Consider the following 16350-nt stretch of genomic DNA (forward strand, 5'->3'; position numbering starts at 1 on the left):
ATGGTCAGCCGTCTGAACCTTGCGTCCACCTCCCCGACTCCCACTTACGCGGGAGCAACTTCTTCTTGCTTCTGGGCTTGCAGGAATTCACGCAAACCCGCGCCAACTTCTGCGTGCTGCAGGCCATACGCGAACTGGGCTTTCATATAACCCAGCTTGTTACCACAGTCGTGACTGTGGCCGACAATACGATAGGCATCTACGGTCTGAACTTTGAGAAGTTCGTCGATCGCATCGGTCAGCTGGATTTCACCGCCGGCGCCCGGCTGGGTTTTTTCCAGCAGGTCCCAGATTTCGGCGGGTAATACATAGCGCCCAACGACCGCCATGTTGGAGGGGGCCGCATCGACGCTGGGCTTCTCGACCATACCGTCGATCTTCGCCACGCCGCCTACGTGCAGGTCTGCGCCCAGGCAATCAACCACGCCGTATTTGTTGACCTCTTCCCAGGCGACAGACTCCACCATGATCTGGCTCGCCTTGGTCTGCTCGAAGTTGCGCACCATGGCAGCGAGGTTGGTGGTCTTAAGGTCCGCGGTGTACTGGTCTATCAGCACGTCTGGCAGCAAAACGGCAAACGGATTGTCACCCACTACCGGGCGGGCACAGGAAATTGCATGACCGAGACCTTTGGCTTCGGCCTGGCGGACGGAAATAACGGTCACATCTTTGGGTACGATGGAGCGGACTTCATCCAGCAGCTGGCGCTTCAAACGGTTTTCCAGCTGAGCTTCGAGCTCAAAGGAGGTATCGAAGTGGTTTTCGATCGCGTTTTTACTGGCGTGGGTGACCAGCACGATTTCTTTGATACCCGCAGCAACGGCTTCATTAACCACATACTGGATCAACGGCTTGTCGACAATGGGCAGCATCTCTTTGGGGATGGCCTTGGTTGCCGGCAACATTCTGGTCCCCAAACCCGCAACAGGAATGACTGCTTTTTTCACTTCGGTCATGCTTTTTCCTTTTATTTAAAACTTCTTGGTTAATCCATTAATCCTGATTTTTTCAGCATTCTACCCTTGAAATGTGACAGATGTCACACGAGACAAAAAGTAGACAACCCCACCAATTTCTAGCCATTCCTAGCGTATTTATCACAATTAAATTACAGGCAAAAAAAATGCCACCTCCGAATACAGGTGGCATTGGTGAGGCCCTGTAGCTGGATCCTGAGGCTGGATCCCGGATCAAGTCCGGGATGACAGGTTTGTGCTGGCCCTTGCCTATGCTGGATCCCAGATCAAGTCCCGGATGACAGGTTTCTGCTGGCCCTTTCCTATACTGGATCCCGGATCACGTCCGGGATGACGGGAGCCCACTAAGCCAGAGAGGCGTATTCCTTTTCCCAGCGCTTCAGTACCTTTTTACCGGCCCCACCCAGTACGTCAATCGCCTGGCGCAGGCGCGCGCGGCTCAGGTCGGCGCCCAGCAGGTCCATGGCGTCCATGACCGAGAAGGACGCGGTGGTTCCGCTGATCGCCACGAACAGCGGCGCGTTGAAGTCCTTGAGTTTGAGTTCCATCGCGGTCGACAGGGCCTTCACTGCCGCGAAGATCTCGTCTTTGCTCCAGGTACGCAGGGCCTCCAGGCGCCACAGGGTGAACTGTAGGACTTTCTTCTGATCGTCCAGTTCCAGCTTGTTGTCGGCGAAGCTGGCTTCAGTCAGGGGCAATTTGCCAGCGGCGAGGAAGCTCACCAGCGGTGCGAAGTCGCCGAAGGTTTCCATACGGCCCTTGGCATGGGGCAGTACCTTCATCAGGTTTTCGCGGTTGAGCAGCCAGTTTTGCAGGCGCTCCGCCAGGGCCGCGTCTTCCAGCTCACGGATCCACAGGCCGTTGAGCCAGCTCAACTTCTCCACATCGAATACCGGGCCGCCCAGGGAGACACGCTGGATATCGAAATGCTTGAGCATTTCATCCAGGGTGAACTTCTCGCTCTCATCCGGCATGGACCAGCCCATACGGCCGAGGTAGTTCAACAGGGCTTCTGGCATAAAGCCGGCGCGCTGGTAGTACAGGATGGAGGTTGGGTTCTTGCGCTTGGACAGCTTGGTCTTGTCCGGGTTGCGCAACAGCGGCAGGTGGCACAGCACCGGCATTTCCCAGCCGAAGTATTCGTACAGCAGCTTGTGCTTGGGCGCGGAGTTGATCCACTCCTCGCCGCGCAGTACGTGGGTGATTTCCATCAGGTGGTCATCTACCACGTTGGCCAGGTGGTAAGTGGGCATGCCGTCAGATTTGAGCAGTACCTGGGCGTCTACCTGGGCCCAGTCGATCTCGATGGTGCCACGCAGCAGGTCGTCCACTACGCAGGTACCGCTTTCCGGTACGTTCATCCGTACCACGTAAGGTTCGCCCGCGGCTTTGCGCTTGGCGACTTCTTCTTCGGGCAGTGCCAGATCACTGGGCTTCAGCGTGGTGCGGCCGGCCTCCTGCAGGCCTGCGCGCAGGTGCTCCAGTTCGTCTGCGGTGCGGTAGCAGTGGAAGGCATGGCCTTTCTCGACCAGCTCATCACAGTACTTCTTATAGATGTCGCCGCGTTCACTCTGGCGATAGGGGCCGTGTGGGCCGCCCACGTCCGGGCCTTCCTGCCATTCCAGTCCCAGCCAGCGCAGGCTGTCGAGGATCGCCTGCTCGGATTCCGGCGTGCTGCGAACCTGGTCGGTATCTTCAATACGCAGAATAAACTGGCCACCCTGGGCCTGCGCGAAGCACTGGTTGAACAGGGCAATGTAGGCGGTGCCTACGTGGGGATCGCCGGTGGGAGAAGGAGCAATACGGGTTCTTACGGTCATGATTCGCCTGACAGGGTTGATTTGGGTCAATTGGCTGACTTTGAGGCGCGGCATTATATCGCCGGGATTCATTAGCGCACAGGGCCGTGAGCAGGAAGGTGCCCGAGCGATGTTTACAGTCCGTAAACGATTAAAAAACAATCACAAAAAGTGAACGACCAGACTCCCCAATATAATCCGTGACTCGCGTCACAAAATAAGTATCATTGCGCCTGAAAAACCCAAAGTGGGGGAAAAACCGCCAACTTGTTCGAATAGGCGACACGGTACGGCGCGGAATGCAGTGCCCCATATAAGAATGACTTTCAGGATTAGGGATAAATAGATGAAACCATTGGTTCGTTTTCTGATTGCAGGTTCTATCGCCATTGCCGCGATCAATGCAAATGCACAGGTGACTTCAGCCCAGTCTGCTGATACCGATATCACTGTGAGCTTGACTCTACCCCAGTTGATCGAGCTGGAAGGCTTGAACGACATCACGATCGATGCCGGCAGCTTTCTGGGCGCCAACGCCACCGGTAGTGATGATTTTTGCGTGGGCGGATACGGCTACTCAACCTATTCCATTCAGTTCGACAGCGCCAACGCCAGCGGTACGCAGTTCAGAATGGCTGATAGCGGCACTACCCCGAGCTACGTCAACTACAACGTTGATTTTGCCAATGATCTCGGCAGTGTAAGCCATATCCCCGCGGAGTCTGGTGTTGCACTGACCGGGAACGAACGCGGCGTGGCCAATATCGCCTGTGCCACCAGCGGCGAAAACCGCCAGTTGCTGGTCACTGTCCTGCAGTCAGACTGGGAAAACGCAAATGCGCTTTCCACATTCAGCGACACGCTGACCGTGACAGTCACGGCGGAATAAGCCCGCGGACAACGACCGCCCCTGGCGGTCGTTCGCGACCATCACCATGAACCAGACCACTGCGCGGGGCATTCTCACGCTGGCATTGATGTTCTCCAGCTGGGCAAACAATGCGGCGGCCACGGCCGCATTTACCCTGGAAACCACAATTCCTGAGGGCTTTGCCGACCTGGCCGCTCCGCAGCAACTGGTTGCCGACGTCTATTTCGGTAATCGCGCAATTGGCACTGCGCAAGTCGTGGTGACACCGGAATCTGTGCAGTTTCTCGATCCCGACCGGGTACTGGAGATGCTGCCACAAACGCTCGATCCGGAAGTCGTTTTATCCCAGCTATCCCGGCCGCAGCAGAAAAACGCACACCGTGTTTGTTACTCCCGGCAGCAGGCAAACTGCGGAGTTTTGTTGCCGGAGACATTGGGAATTATTTATGACGACAGCCGGTTCCGCGTTGACGTCTTCCTGTCGCCAGCATTGCTTCCTCAGACCGAGGCGATAAAAAACCCTTTTCTGCCCGAGGCAAGCAGTCGCCTCTCCTTTGTCCAGAACCTTACTGGCAGCTGGTCCGGTGTCCGCAACGATACGGGGCAGTCCCTGCAGAATAATGCGTTGTTTGGTCAAAGCATTCTGAGCTTCGGCGAGAGCGGCCTCCACAGTCAGTGGGCTGTGGATAACCTGTCTGGTAGCCAGGTGTATCAGCTGCACTGGACGCGGGACTACCAGGGTAAATCCTACTCCCTCGGGTTGATCCAACCGCAAAACCAGTACAACAACATCAGCTCCAGCCCCTATTTTTACGGTGTAGAGTACCGCTCCTCCCTTAACAGCCGCACCGACCGTGTTTATCAACAGGGCGCACAGCTGGAAGTGAATATGCCGGTGCGCGGCCGCGTCGAATTGCGCAAAGACGATCGGCTTGTGCACAGTGAGTTTATCGAGGCGGGCAATCAGCTCATCGACACCAGCACCTTGCCCGGAGGTGCCTACACCCTGGATATCCGGACACTGGATGAAAACGGCCGCCTGATTACCGAGTACAGCCATTTTTTTGCCAAAGACGCCATTTTGCCCGCGCCAGACGAGTGGCAGTGGAGCCTGCAAGCAGGCGCCCCGGCACAACTCAGCCAGGACCGGGTTCTTCCGGATAGTTCAGAAACCTATCTGATTCAGGGAGCACTTGCGCGGCGACTGCTGGACAATACCGGTCTGTTTACCGGATTTGCGGCAACCGAATCGGAGCAGATTTTCGAGCTTGGGGCGCGCTGGATTGGTGAACACCTGGAAATTTCTCCCAGTGCACTGACCACGCAGGATGGTCGCTACGGCTACCGTGTCTACGGAAGCCTGCAAATGCCATGGATGTCTTTGAGTGCTTCCGAATCCTTTCTGGAGGACGACCAAACCGCCGAGCCTCTGGAATACTCTTTACTGAACCAGGGCTACCTGCAACGCAATGCCATGCTGAGTGCACCACTCTGGAATGGACAACTTTCGTTGCGCTACCAGGAAAGAAGCGCTCCGATTTATTTCGACTCTCAGGAATTCAATCTGGATACGGCAACGACAGGCGCCCGGCGACTGAAAACCCTCCAGTTTCGAAAGAACCTGTTCCGCAGTCGCTATTGGCAGGGCGATGTATTGCTCGCCCACAACGATGCGGATGGGGAGCAGCTATCCACTCTTACTGTTCAGTTCCGCTTCCAGGACGGCAACTGGACCCACAGTACAAACGCAAGAACAGACTCTGGGCGCAGCGACGACCAGAATACCCGCCTCGGCTTTCAGTCGCGCTGGCGGGATGGTGATCGCTGGGTCGCTGAAGTCAATCAGGACTTCGCCGGCGAAGCCAGTGCCGATGCCTACTTGCTCAGCAGCAACACACGCATCGCAGGACACCGCGGGCAAGTCACCTCAAGCCTGAATTACCGCAACACTTCACGCGGCAACAGTACCAGTAAATCCCTGAATTATCTGGGAAGCTTCAGCACCAGTATTATTGCCAATCAGTCCGGGGCAGCCTGGGGCGGCGAGCGCGCGCTGGACAGTGCGCTGCTGGTAAATATTGACGGCAGCCCGGACCAGGACTTCGAGATCCTCGTGGACGGTGTGCGACGCGGCTACGCGAAAGGCGGTGAACGCTCAGTGGTAAACCTCTCGGCATTCCAGAGCTATGACATCAGTGTAAAACCGCTGGGCGATGGCTTCTTCGAATACCAGGACAACCAGGAATCGGTAACGCTCTACCCCGGTAATGTCGCGGATGTCGATTACGCGATTCGCCCGTTGATTCTGGTTATCGGCCGCCTCTTTCGCGGCGGCGCCCCGGTTGTAGCCAAGAAAATATCCATCGGCGAATACACGGCCACCACCGACGACTTTGGCGTTTTTCAGATGGAAATGTTCGCCAACCCGCGCACGATGCGCGCACCGGATGTGCTTTGGAATGGATGCCGGGTGCCGATCCCGGAGCAGGAAGCGGGAGATGACTGGTTGAATTTAGGGATAATTGATCTCGACCGGGCAGTTTGCGAGAAGGAGGCTGCTCATGTCGCCAACCGCTAAATGCGCCCTACTGTTTTTACATTTTGTTCTACTGGCAGTCACGGCCGAATACTCGGCCGCGCAGAGTACCAATACGGATCCCTGCGGCAACGGCACTGCGATCCCGCTGACACAGGAAAACAACTACGACCGCAATCGGTTTGTCGGCGTATGTGGGCTGGAAAACAATACGCTCACCTTCACCCATAACGAAACCGCAGGACACCTGGGGGAATACCCCTTTTCAGTGCGCAGCTGTTTCGTCGAGTGGGGAGAAACCTGTACTACTGCCCTGCCCTATACCGTGCTTATTTCCGGCGAATACGATGAAAAAGAAGAAGGCTTTATTCTGCGCAGGGACAGGGGGCAGGGTAACCAAACCACCAATATCAACCTTACGCTCTCCAGCGGTGGCGTAAGCCATTTGATCCCGCCGGAGACGGAAGTCCCTGCCGCCTCCACGGGTGACGGTTCGGTTTCTTCGATGTTTCCCGGCGGCGCCAACGGCATGCAGGTCCCGGTCACGCTGTCTGTGCAACTGGTCAACCCCAACGACAAGCTCCAGCCGGGCGTCTACTCGGGGACATTCACTTTATCAATCTATCAATGCGGCACCTATGCCGGTAGCGGCTGGCACTCCGTGTGCAACGGCTCGGTGCGCTATACCTACCTGGAAAATATTGCATTCACTATCGAGCTGCGAACAGAATCCACCATTGATATCAGCGGTGTGGAAGATGTTGCCCTCATATTCACTCCGGGCGAGGGTGCGTCGGGCAGTACGCAGTTTTGCGTAAGTAGCAGTGGCGGAGCACTGTTTCGTATCACGGCCGACAGCGCCAACGGTAACGGACAGTTTATCCTGCAGGGCAGCGATCAGCTGCAGTACTCGGCACAGGCGGCGCACCTCCCCAGTGGGCGCAGTGAGCAACTTCAGGAATCTCAGGCTTCGCCAGGCTGGCCCGGCCATACGGATAGCCAGTGTCTGGGCAATACCCAGGAGAATATGGAAATTCTGATCAGGGTCGATCAATCACAAATTGATCAGGCTCGCGATACCAATTACCTGGATACTCTGACACTGACCGTGGAACTCGAGTAAGCAGGCAACAGGCATCACCGATTTCTAAAGTGGGAGACGCACTTCTTCGCTAATGCGACCCCGCACCTGGAGGCGTAGATACCCTCCGGAAAGCTTTTCGTTTAACGGCAGGCTGGCTCCGGCATAGAGGCGTCCCTTGGTTGCCAACGATTTACAGTTGTCATCAGAAAGGCAGTGCTGGACGTCACCAACCTCCACGTTGATATTGCCCTTATTTACCAGCTGCAGCTCCCCGCCACTGCGTTCCAGGGCAATACGGTACAGTCCATCTTCCGGCTGCACAAAGACCAGGATCTGGTAGGCAACCAGGACTTTCAGTGCCGAACGGTCGGTTTTGACATCCCCAACTACCGGTTTGAAAGTCACGCGATAGACTTTTTCCTGCTGCAGGTTTTGTTCGAGCGACATAAGCCGGAAGCGTTTTTTCTCGCCCGCTCCAATCACGGCGCGCGCCGGGCTGACCAGTAATTTGAACTCCTTGGGATCCACCACCCTGACCCGGTTCTCATCCGGCATCCCCGGGTTATCCACCCGATAGATTTCGGTTTGCAGGTACAGGGTTTCCGGGTCAGGGTTTGACACGAGAATATCTTCCCGCGAATTTGGCTGGTCGTTGAGGTGAACAATGATCTTGTCCAATGACATGGCAGCCAGCACCGGCTGGGCCAACAGACACAACAGAAAAGCAGCTATCTTTTGCATGAAACCGTGCAACTGTCCGAAAGGTGAGCAACAAAGCGTCATTCTATCGTCGCCATGACGCCCTAGCTACCTTTACGGAACCCGCTACTCGGCGACCACAAACACTAATTTGCCCACGGAGGATGAGGGTAAGGACACGCAATGCTGCCCAGGTTTTCCGACTGAGCGCAAATCCGCGCTGGGGGGCTGATCGACATCGCGAACATACACATGATACGTCCAGGCTGGCACATGGTTCAGGCACAACAGGTCATCGCTGCCTGACGCATTCGGCGCAAGTGTGACGCGCGTTGGCAGGCTTAACATGATCCGCGCAGACGCCCGGGCCGTCGTTTCCGTTTTACCCGGCGGCAAAGGGACGACTAACAACAGCGCCAGCGTCACCGTCACCGTCTTTATCCCCGCATATTTCATAGCGCGCTTCCCGAGCCCGGCATTCATAGCACATGCCTTGCCGATCCCGACTGTGTTGCTCCAATGACTTTTCAGTGTAGTCAGGGCACGTCTGCGGATTACCTGGGCTGGCTGCTTAAGGCCGATATTTCTTTATTACTGAAATTATCGGCTGCCGGGTGCAGAACTTTAGTAACGAGCGGGATCCAGTAGCGCGAGAAATACGCCAGCAAGGCAATACAGACACGGCAGAACTGCCAACGGTGCCTACGAGAGCAGTGGGGATCCGGGAGGAAAAAAACGGAAATGGCGGCGGAAATCGGCCCAATCCCTGGTGCCGATTTCCGCCATAGTACGGAATGCCCTCGATAAGGGTCAGACCGCAGCTGCGGCTTTCGTCTCGCTGAGCGCCTGAGCAGCGCGCCGCTTACGTGTCTTGCCCGCGCGGGATGGTGGCTGGCAGATCCCGCAGACAAAATTCTGGCTGGGAGTATGTGCGTGATTCACAAAATGGCCTGAACAGTTGGTACACGCGGAAAGCTCGAACAAGCCACTCTCGAAGAATCGCACCAGTGTCCAGGCTCGAGTCAACCCGAGAACCGGCTCTTCGCTGTCCTCTTCGGTTAGCTCCATATACAGGCGGTAGGCTTTGATAAAACCTTCCATACGCTCGCACCCCTGCTCCCCGGTAAGACGCAGGTAAATGCCATAAAACAGCGAGGCATGGATATTGGGCATCCAGGTAGTAAACCAGTCCGTTGAAAACGGCAGCATCCCCTTGGGCGGCGACATCCCCCGCACCTCTTTATAGAGGCGGATCAGACGGCCACGGCTGAGATCGGTTTCAGATTCGAGCACCTGCAGACGCGCATTCAACTCAATGAGCTCAATGGCCAGCTTTACCTGCTGCATTTCATCGAGCAGACTTTTCTCCGACATAACAGCGCCCGCTCAGTTTACGCAGGGCGATGCCGAGGACATCAGCAGAGCAGCATGGATATGCTCCAGACCTTCTGCACGCTTGTTAGCGGTGACCTGCTCCAACTGGTTGGCATCTTCGATGTTCAACCGGAACAGTAGTTGATTGGAACGCGCCAGCTTGGTCAGCTGTTTCGCGGTAAGAGAGGCCAATACGCTGGCCATTGAGTCGTCAAGCTTAAGCCTGAACAGAGCAGTCGCGTAGTCATCCTTGAGCAAGCGTTGTGCCAACAACAGGTAACTGAGATTGATATCCTGAATCTCATTAAGTGCACTATCAAACATGATACAGCTTTACTCCTTACTTCTTTTTATTCGTACCAGGCCTTAGCCCGGGTGCGCTCATTTTTTAATCAAGAAGCAAAGGGAGTCCCCAAAACCGCATCCATTCCCCATGTCAAAGTGATAGTGGCTTTACATCACCTTACGTCGGTGAATTCCGCTACCCCAAATCCCGTTACCATCCCTGGAATCACCAGTGGACTGCACTAAATGTTGCTTTGGCAACTTGTACAAAATGCAACCACTACTTTTGGAAGATTCCGCTTTGCGCCGCGCGCTCGTCGAGAAGGGCCGCACCACACAGTTCCAAAATACCCCAAGAACTGTGTGGGCGTATGAGGACGGGAGAGCCAAGTGACAACTACGATCTTGCCGATCGAAACAACATGATTCACACCAATTCCTTGACCCACTTCACAAAAATAAAGTGATGCAGGTCACCCTTGGCGTAAAAATTACCACGGTAGCCCTATTTGGTTACATCTTTTTTTATCTTTTTTTGAAATAAATGTTATTTCGTGACTAACTGTTACTCGGGGCGAGTAATTTTTATTCAGTGCCAATATTGACACAACGTTCGTCCAGCTCTTGGGCCCAGATCAAAATTTCGGCAACAACTTGATAGAGACGATCTGGAATTTGCTCATCCAGGTTCAACTGCATCAACAACGACACCAATTCCGGCGCATCGTGCACATAAATCCCCCGCTGCTTCGCCGTTTGAACAATCCGTTCGGCCACTTCCCCATAGCCCGACGCCACAACGGTAGGTGCACTATGGTTTTCGTCATATGCCAGGGCCACGGCACGGCGGCGTGGATTATCCTTCATCGATGTTCCCAACTATGACCTGAACCTCACGGAATCCGAGGGCTTCAATCTGTCCACGCAAGCGCGCAAGCCCGCTGAAAAGCATATCTTCGGCCTGCTCGCTCGCCGGTGTGGCAATCACTTTTACCTTGTCGCCCTGAAGGACCAGATGTACCCCGAGATTGCCCAGTTGCGGTAAGGCGAAGGTTAAATCGGCCTGCCAGGCCTCAATATCTTCTCTGTTGGCATCGTCAGCGCGCTCATCATCCGAGCGTTCATTGAACACATCTTCAGCAAACTGGTGATATTGCAGACTAATTTCCAGATGAAGCCCGGACCACGCTTCGCCTTCCCAGCGAAGTTGCGGTACCGACAGTAATTCAAGTTGCTGCCGTATCAGTCCCCGCATCGGCTCGTCTTTATAAAGGTCCGCTAACCCGGGAGAAGTTTCCGCTTGCCGGTTCATCTGGGGTTCTGACTGGAGCTTTGCCCAGTCCCACTTTCCCTGATAACTACGTAAAAGGTGGGATTCGTAGAACAGGCCGCTGTAATCCACACTGCGCTGTAAATTGCTGGCTAATTTTTCAGCACCTTGCTCAGCCTTGGGAATTAGCGGCAGCGGTGAACGAATGACCGGCGAGCTCCTGGTCTGCCCATTAACCAGTTCGGATAAAAAACGAGCGACACCGGTGAATTGGGTGCGCACATCGGCAGAGTCCGACGGAAAGGGAGCCGACGGCATATATCCACCAGATGCCCGGGCGATATCCCCGTAGGATGTGCTATTGGCGCGGGGATCGAGACGGGAATCACTTCGCACCGCCTGAATGGCTTCGGTGGGAACCAGCGGTTTTATCGGTGCTGGCTGGCGCTCCGGAGAGGCGGTATCTACCCTCTTGCCCAACACCTGGTGCAAAAGGGTATCCAGTATTGGCGTTATGCCACTCACCGCGCGCCGGAGTCCATGGGAATCAACGCACCGTAGGAACGGGACAGGTCCCGCTTGCGCTGGTTTACGCCAATCAGTTGCTGCAACTCGTCCTGGCGCTCCCGCAACCGGCGGCGAATTTCCAGGTCCTGAGACAAAATCTGCTCCAGCAACTCAGCCTTGCGACGACGCTCCACGTCGTTAAGCTCCAGATTGACCTCTGCGGAGGCAATCGATTCAACTTCGATGGCATAACAGGTCTGCTCTTCCACCAGGTTGAACCAGTCGTGCTCACGTACCCATGCCAGCATGCGCGTGGAACGCGCCAACAGATTTGCGTAAGCCGCCAGCAGGCGGGGCGCAGTTGTCAGCAGGCTACTATCGACCACTTGTTGATTTGTCATACGGATTGCAACCCCGGGTCGATCTCATTCCATGCCGATGCGAGGTCCGCGAGCAAACGGCGGGCCTCCAGCAACGCCTCGCTGTCGTTGTGCAAATTGGCCTTGAGCAACTGCCGGGCAATGTAGTCGTACAGGGCAGCCATCTGCTCCGCCAGTTGGCCACCCTGCTCGCGATCCAGTGCGGCCAGCAAGCCATTGTTCACAATATCCAATGCCTTGGAGATTGCCCGCCCTTTTTCCACCACATTGCCATCATTCAAATGCACCAGAGCAGTACCTATCGCCGTATCGGCACCCTGGAACAACAACACGATCAGGCGGTGCGGGCTCGCCGACAGTACATCGCTTTCAAGCCCTACTCGGGCGTAACTGGCGGCGCCGTAAGCGCGGCCAGCGGATCCTTTTGAGTACAACTAAGACCTCTCTTACTTTTATTGTTCTAACTGCGCAGCCAGTGCATCAAACTGCTGGGTTAGGTATGAACTGGTGGAGTTCATCTGCGCGATCAGGCTATCCAGCTGGCTAAACTGTGTGCGATAACGTGCAACTGTGCTCGCGATCTGTGACTCGACGCTCTCATATCGTCGATCCAGAGATTCAATACTCGCTTCCAGGCCACTGGTCGCATTTTCCAGCAATCCACCTTCTTCCGTCATTCCCCCCAACGCATCTTCGATACGATCGGCGAAACCGTCGCTCTCTTCGCTGGCCCCCGCGAAGAATGTAGTCAGGTCGCTGAGATTATTCGCCACCAGGTCTTCGACCTTTTCCTCATCGAGAGTCAGCGTGCCATCGACTTCCAGGGTCATCCCCAGATCGGCCAGGGAGGAGAACGCATCGCTCTCCAGGGAGCCGCCAATCAGACTGCGCAGTCGCGACTCAACCCCACGCACGGTGGCATTGCCCTGCAGCACACCACCCACACCGGAAGCGCTATCGAACTCTGTCAGGTCATCCAGGCGGCCCTGTAAACTGTTGTAGGCCTCAACGAATGTATTCAGTTTCTTTTCGATACCGGCCGTATCCCGGGTCACTTCCAGTGTGGCGGTGCCGGTTTCTTCAAGATCGAGAGTCACTCCCTGGATCGCGTCTTCCACGCGATTACTTTGTGACTGGATCGCGATTCCGTTAACCGTCAGCTCTGCGTTCTGCCCGGATACTTCGGTAGCACTGTCGAGAGACAGCACATCGCCAAGCCCACCGGAGCCAAAGTCGATGGCACTGATCGCGGCATCGGTGCCGGTTTCCGCGGACGAAAACACCAGGCGGTAGGGTGTGCCGCTGCCATCGTTAACGATCGAGGCCACCACACCGGCATCTGCATCATTGATTGCATCGCGCACATCTTCCAGAGAACTGTCCGCGTCATCCAGCGTTACACTGAATGATTCGCCATTGCCAAGGGTAAAACCGATAGTGCCACCGCCCAGTTGCTCGGTTTTATCAGCCACCCCCAGGGTTGCGATGCTGTAACTCTTGGCGCGCTGGGTAACTTCAATTTCATAGTTCCCGACCAGGGTATCTTCACCGGAAGTAATCGTCAGGGCCTCGCCACTGACGTTGGTTTTGACTCCGGCAAAGTCTTCTGCGTCGCTGAGCGCTGCGGCGGCATCCTTGACTTTATCCAGCGCGCTTTCCAGAAAACCAAACGCAGAAATTTTGGTTTCATAACTTTTTTGTTGCTGGAGGATTGGAGTCAGCTTCTGGTTTTCAGCAGATTCCAGCTGTTCCAGCAGGCCGCTCAAGTCCAGTCCAGAACCGATACCTAAGGATGAAATGGTAGCCATTGATGCTCCCTATTAATGCAGTGCACAAGCATTTATTACCACAGCCGCTGCGCGGCGCTCATGGGCAATTGCCTGCGGTTATTTCCCAGATCGGCAATTAGCGCCGCAACTTTAGGTTTCACCTTCATAAATTCATTCGCCAAACGCCTTTCGGCAAATATTTTCCCCAAAATACTAAAGCCCTAGCCCCAGTTGCCGAAAAACGGAGTAACGGCCAGCGCCGTTGTATCCACATTTAAACGGTGACACACCAAGGGACACAACTATGTCAGTGATCAATACCAACATCACGGCCATGATCGGCCAGCAAAACCTGAGCAAATCCCAGAGCGCCCTGCAGACCTCCATGGAGCGTCTGTCTTCCGGCCTGCGCATTAACAGCGCTGCCGACGATGCCGCCGGCCAGGCCATCGCCAACCGCATGAGCGCACAGATCACCGGTCTGTCTCAGGCTCAGCGCAATGCCAACGACGGCATCTCCGTTGCACAAACTGCAGAAGGCGCCCTGAACCAGGTGAACGACAACCTGCAGCGCATTCGTGAGCTGACTGTTCAAGCGCAGAACGACACCAACTCCCAGAGCGACCTGAACTCTATCCAGGACGAAATCAACCAGCGCCTGTCCGAAGTTGACCGTATCTCCTCCGAGACCAACTTCAACGGCGTTAATGTGCTGGCTGAAGATCGTGCTTTCACCATTCAAGTCGGCGCGAACGACGGCGAAGTGATCAGCATGAACCTGAAGCAGATCGACTCTTCCACCCTGAATCTGGACACCTTCAACGTGAACGGCTACGAAGGTTCCCTCACAGCAGCAGCGACTGATAGCAGCCTTACTCTTACCGCTTCTGACGACGACACCCAGTCCATCGCCCTCGATGGCACTACCGCTGTCAGCCTGGTAGACAGCAGCGGCGCCACTGTTTCTGGCACCCTGGTTACCGACGACGCAGGCAACTATTTCGTTGATGACGGTGCAGGCGGCGTCTTCGCTGTATCTGACATTGACGCGGTCGCAGACAACGTAGGTAACGGTACCGGAACCGCTGAAATCACCTTTACCGTCGATACTGACACCGCGCTGTCCGCCAAGTCCGAAGGCCCCATGGCCGCACTGGACTCCGCACTGAGCGACGTCGACGCCCTGCGCTCCGACCTGGGTGCAATCCAGAACCGTTTCGATTCCGCGATCAGCAACCTGAGCACCACCGAGACCAATCTGTCTGCGGCGCGCTCTCGTATTGAAGATGCGGACTACGCGACCGAAGTTTCCAACATGACCCGCGCACAGATCCTGCAGCAGGCCGGTACTTCTGTACTGTCCCAGGCCAACCAGCTGCCGCAAAGCGTACTGTCCCTGCTGGGCTAATCAGCGAGAGTCAACTCCGACTTTCTCTCCTATTTGGGGCCCTATTCAGGGCCCCTTTTTTTGCCTGCGTTTTAGGTTTTCACACCCCACTCGAAAACCACACCGGAATTTTTTTCTTCCAAAACTAAAGTCCCAGGCAATATCGCCGACATTATTGGTAACGGCCCGCGCCGTTGTATTCACAAATTAACGGTGACATACCGAGGGACAAAACAATGTCAGTGATCAACACCAATATCACGGCCATGATCGGCCAGCAAAACCTGAGCAAATCCCAAAGCGCCCTGCAGACCTCCATGGAGCGTCTGTCTTCCGGCCTGCGCATTAACAGCGCTGCCGACGACGCTGCAGGCCAGGCTATTGCAAACCGCATGAGCGCTCAGATTACCGGTCTGTCTCAGGCTCAGCGCAACGCCAACGACGGTATCTCTGTTGCACAAACCGCGGAAGGTGCCCTGAACCAGGTGAACGACAACCTACAGCGCATTCGTGAGCTGACTGTTCAAGCGCAGAACGACACCAACTCCCAGAGCGACCTGAACTCCATCCAGGACGAAATCAACCAGCGCCTGTCCGAAATCGACCGCGTTTCTTCCGAAACCAACTTCAACGGCGTGAACGTTCTGGCAGAAGACCGCGGCTTTACCATTCAGGTAGGCGCCAACGATGGTGAACAGATCACCATGAACCTGAAAGAAATCAACGCCGAGACTCTGGGCCTTGATACCTTCAATGTGAACAATACTCTGGCAACTGCGGCTTCTACCGGCGACAGCATCGAAATCGATGGCCAGAGCTACACCATGACCGCTTCAGCGACCGAAACCGCATCGGATATCGTTGTCAGCGCAGGCACTCTCACCGGCACCCCGGCAGATGGCAATACCAACAGCCTGGTTCTCGATGACGCCGGCACAGCCTATGTACGCAGCGAAACAAGCGGCGGTACTGTGAGCTACTACGAAGCAGAAATGACTGTAACTGCGGGCACCACCTCCAGCTCCGCAACAGCCACTTACACCATTTCCGCTGACGCTGAAGCAGTGAGCTACATCACTGAAGACGCTACCGAAGTTGCTACCAGCAACCCGCTGGCCGCACTGGACTCCGCACTGAGCGACGTAGATGCCCTGCGTTCCGACCTGGGTGCAATCCAGAACCGCTTTGAGTCTGCGATCAGCAACCTGAGCACCACCGAGACCAACCTGTCTGCGGCGCGCTCTCGTATCGAAGATGCGGACTACGCAACCGAAGTATCCAACATGACCCGCGCGCAGATTCTGCAACAAGCCGGTACTTCTGTACTGTCGCAAGCCAACCAGCTGCCGCAAAGCGTGCTGTCACTGCTGGGCTAATACCATCCTCTCAGGGCGTACCGGCCCTGATTTTTT

At 55.6% G+C, this 16350-nt stretch carries 16 protein-coding genes; 5 read left to right on the forward strand and 11 right to left on the reverse strand.

Annotated elements, in window-relative coordinates:
• Window positions 1-44: 44 nt before the first annotated feature.
• Entirely contained in the window at window positions 45-956 is a 912-nt protein-coding gene (galU, locus tag LC093_RS05355) for a UTP--glucose-1-phosphate uridylyltransferase GalU (RefSeq protein WP_226662989.1), read from the reverse strand.
• A 365-nt stretch (window positions 957-1321) separates the two neighbouring features.
• Entirely contained in the window at window positions 1322-2797 is a 1476-nt protein-coding gene (gene gltX, locus LC093_RS05360) for a glutamate--tRNA ligase (RefSeq protein ID WP_226662991.1), read from the reverse strand.
• Between the two features lie 325 nt (window positions 2798-3122).
• Between gltX and LC093_RS05365 the strand changes: the two genes are divergently transcribed.
• The 3 genes from LC093_RS05365 to LC093_RS05375 are packed head-to-tail and all read left to right on the forward strand — an operon-like array spanning window position 3123 to window position 7306.
• The gene (locus tag LC093_RS05365; protein WP_226662992.1) at window positions 3123-3665 is read left to right on the forward strand and encodes a hypothetical protein; all 543 of its coding nucleotides are present in this window, start codon (window positions 3123-3125) and stop codon (window positions 3663-3665) included.
• 46 nt (window positions 3666-3711) lie between these two features.
• The gene (locus tag LC093_RS05370) at window positions 3712-6225 is read left to right on the forward strand and encodes a TcfC E-set like domain-containing protein (protein ID WP_226662994.1); all 2514 of its coding nucleotides are present in this window, start codon (window positions 3712-3714) and stop codon (window positions 6223-6225) included.
• Complete coding sequence (locus tag LC093_RS05375) at window positions 6209-7306, forward strand: hypothetical protein (RefSeq protein WP_226662996.1); 1098 nt, start codon at window positions 6209-6211, stop codon at window positions 7304-7306. The genes LC093_RS05370 and LC093_RS05375 overlap by 17 nt, the downstream gene beginning before the upstream one ends.
• 24 nt (window positions 7307-7330) lie before the next feature.
• Here the strand turns inward: LC093_RS05375 and LC093_RS05380 are convergent, their stop codons facing one another.
• The 9 genes from LC093_RS05380 to fliD form a co-directional block, all read right to left on the reverse strand.
• The gene (locus tag LC093_RS05380) at window positions 7331-8008 is read right to left on the reverse strand and encodes a fimbria/pilus periplasmic chaperone (protein WP_226662999.1); all 678 of its coding nucleotides are present in this window, start codon (window positions 8006-8008) and stop codon (window positions 7331-7333) included.
• An 84-nt stretch (window positions 8009-8092) separates the two neighbouring features.
• Window positions 8093-8422 carry a hypothetical protein gene (locus LC093_RS05385; protein ID WP_226663000.1) on the reverse strand — a complete coding sequence of 110 codons (330 nt, stop codon included), beginning with the start codon at window positions 8420-8422 and terminating at the stop codon, window positions 8093-8095.
• Window positions 8423-8776: 354 nt separating this feature from the next.
• Window positions 8777-9340, reverse strand: a complete 564-nt coding sequence (flhC, locus tag LC093_RS05390) for a flagellar transcriptional regulator FlhC (RefSeq protein ID WP_226663002.1) — start codon at window positions 9338-9340, stop codon at window positions 8777-8779.
• A gap of 12 nt (window positions 9341-9352) precedes the next feature.
• Window positions 9353-9664: a flagellar transcriptional regulator FlhD gene (gene flhD / locus LC093_RS05395; protein WP_226663004.1), complete on the reverse strand. Its 312-nt coding sequence runs from the start codon at window positions 9662-9664 to the stop codon at window positions 9353-9355.
• Window positions 9665-10210: 546 nt separating this feature from the next.
• Window positions 10211-10492 carry an EscU/YscU/HrcU family type III secretion system export apparatus switch protein gene (locus tag LC093_RS05400; RefSeq protein WP_226663006.1) on the reverse strand — a complete coding sequence of 94 codons (282 nt, stop codon included), beginning with the start codon at window positions 10490-10492 and terminating at the stop codon, window positions 10211-10213.
• A complete protein-coding gene (locus LC093_RS05405; protein ID WP_226663812.1) occupies window positions 10482-11378 on the reverse strand; it encodes a flagellar hook-length control protein FliK in 897 nt (298 codons plus the stop codon). The genes LC093_RS05400 and LC093_RS05405 overlap by 11 nt, the downstream gene beginning before the upstream one ends.
• A gap of 38 nt (window positions 11379-11416) precedes the next feature.
• Window positions 11417-11803, reverse strand: a complete 387-nt coding sequence (locus tag LC093_RS05410; RefSeq protein ID WP_226663007.1) for a flagellar protein FliT — start codon at window positions 11801-11803, stop codon at window positions 11417-11419.
• Window positions 11800-12216, reverse strand: a complete 417-nt coding sequence (fliS, locus tag LC093_RS05415; protein WP_226663009.1) for a flagellar export chaperone FliS — start codon at window positions 12214-12216, stop codon at window positions 11800-11802. The genes LC093_RS05410 and fliS overlap by 4 nt, the downstream gene beginning before the upstream one ends.
• Window positions 12217-12234: 18 nt before the next feature.
• Complete coding sequence (gene fliD / locus LC093_RS05420) at window positions 12235-13590, reverse strand: flagellar filament capping protein FliD (protein WP_226663010.1); 1356 nt, start codon at window positions 13588-13590, stop codon at window positions 12235-12237.
• A 265-nt stretch (window positions 13591-13855) separates the two neighbouring features.
• Here fliD and LC093_RS05425 point away from each other — a divergent pair, with 265 nt between their 5' ends.
• Both LC093_RS05425 and LC093_RS05430 read left to right on the forward strand, forming a co-directional pair.
• Complete coding sequence (locus tag LC093_RS05425; protein ID WP_226663012.1) at window positions 13856-14959, forward strand: FliC/FljB family flagellin; 1104 nt, start codon at window positions 13856-13858, stop codon at window positions 14957-14959.
• A gap of 215 nt (window positions 14960-15174) precedes the next feature.
• Window positions 15175-16314: a FliC/FljB family flagellin gene (locus LC093_RS05430; protein ID WP_226663014.1), complete on the forward strand. Its 1140-nt coding sequence runs from the start codon at window positions 15175-15177 to the stop codon at window positions 16312-16314.
• Window positions 16315-16350: the final 36 nt, after the last annotated feature.

This window comes from Microbulbifer aggregans (assembly GCF_020524005.1).
In the GTDB taxonomy this organism is placed as follows: Bacteria; Pseudomonadota; Gammaproteobacteria; order Pseudomonadales; family Cellvibrionaceae; genus Microbulbifer; species Microbulbifer aggregans_A.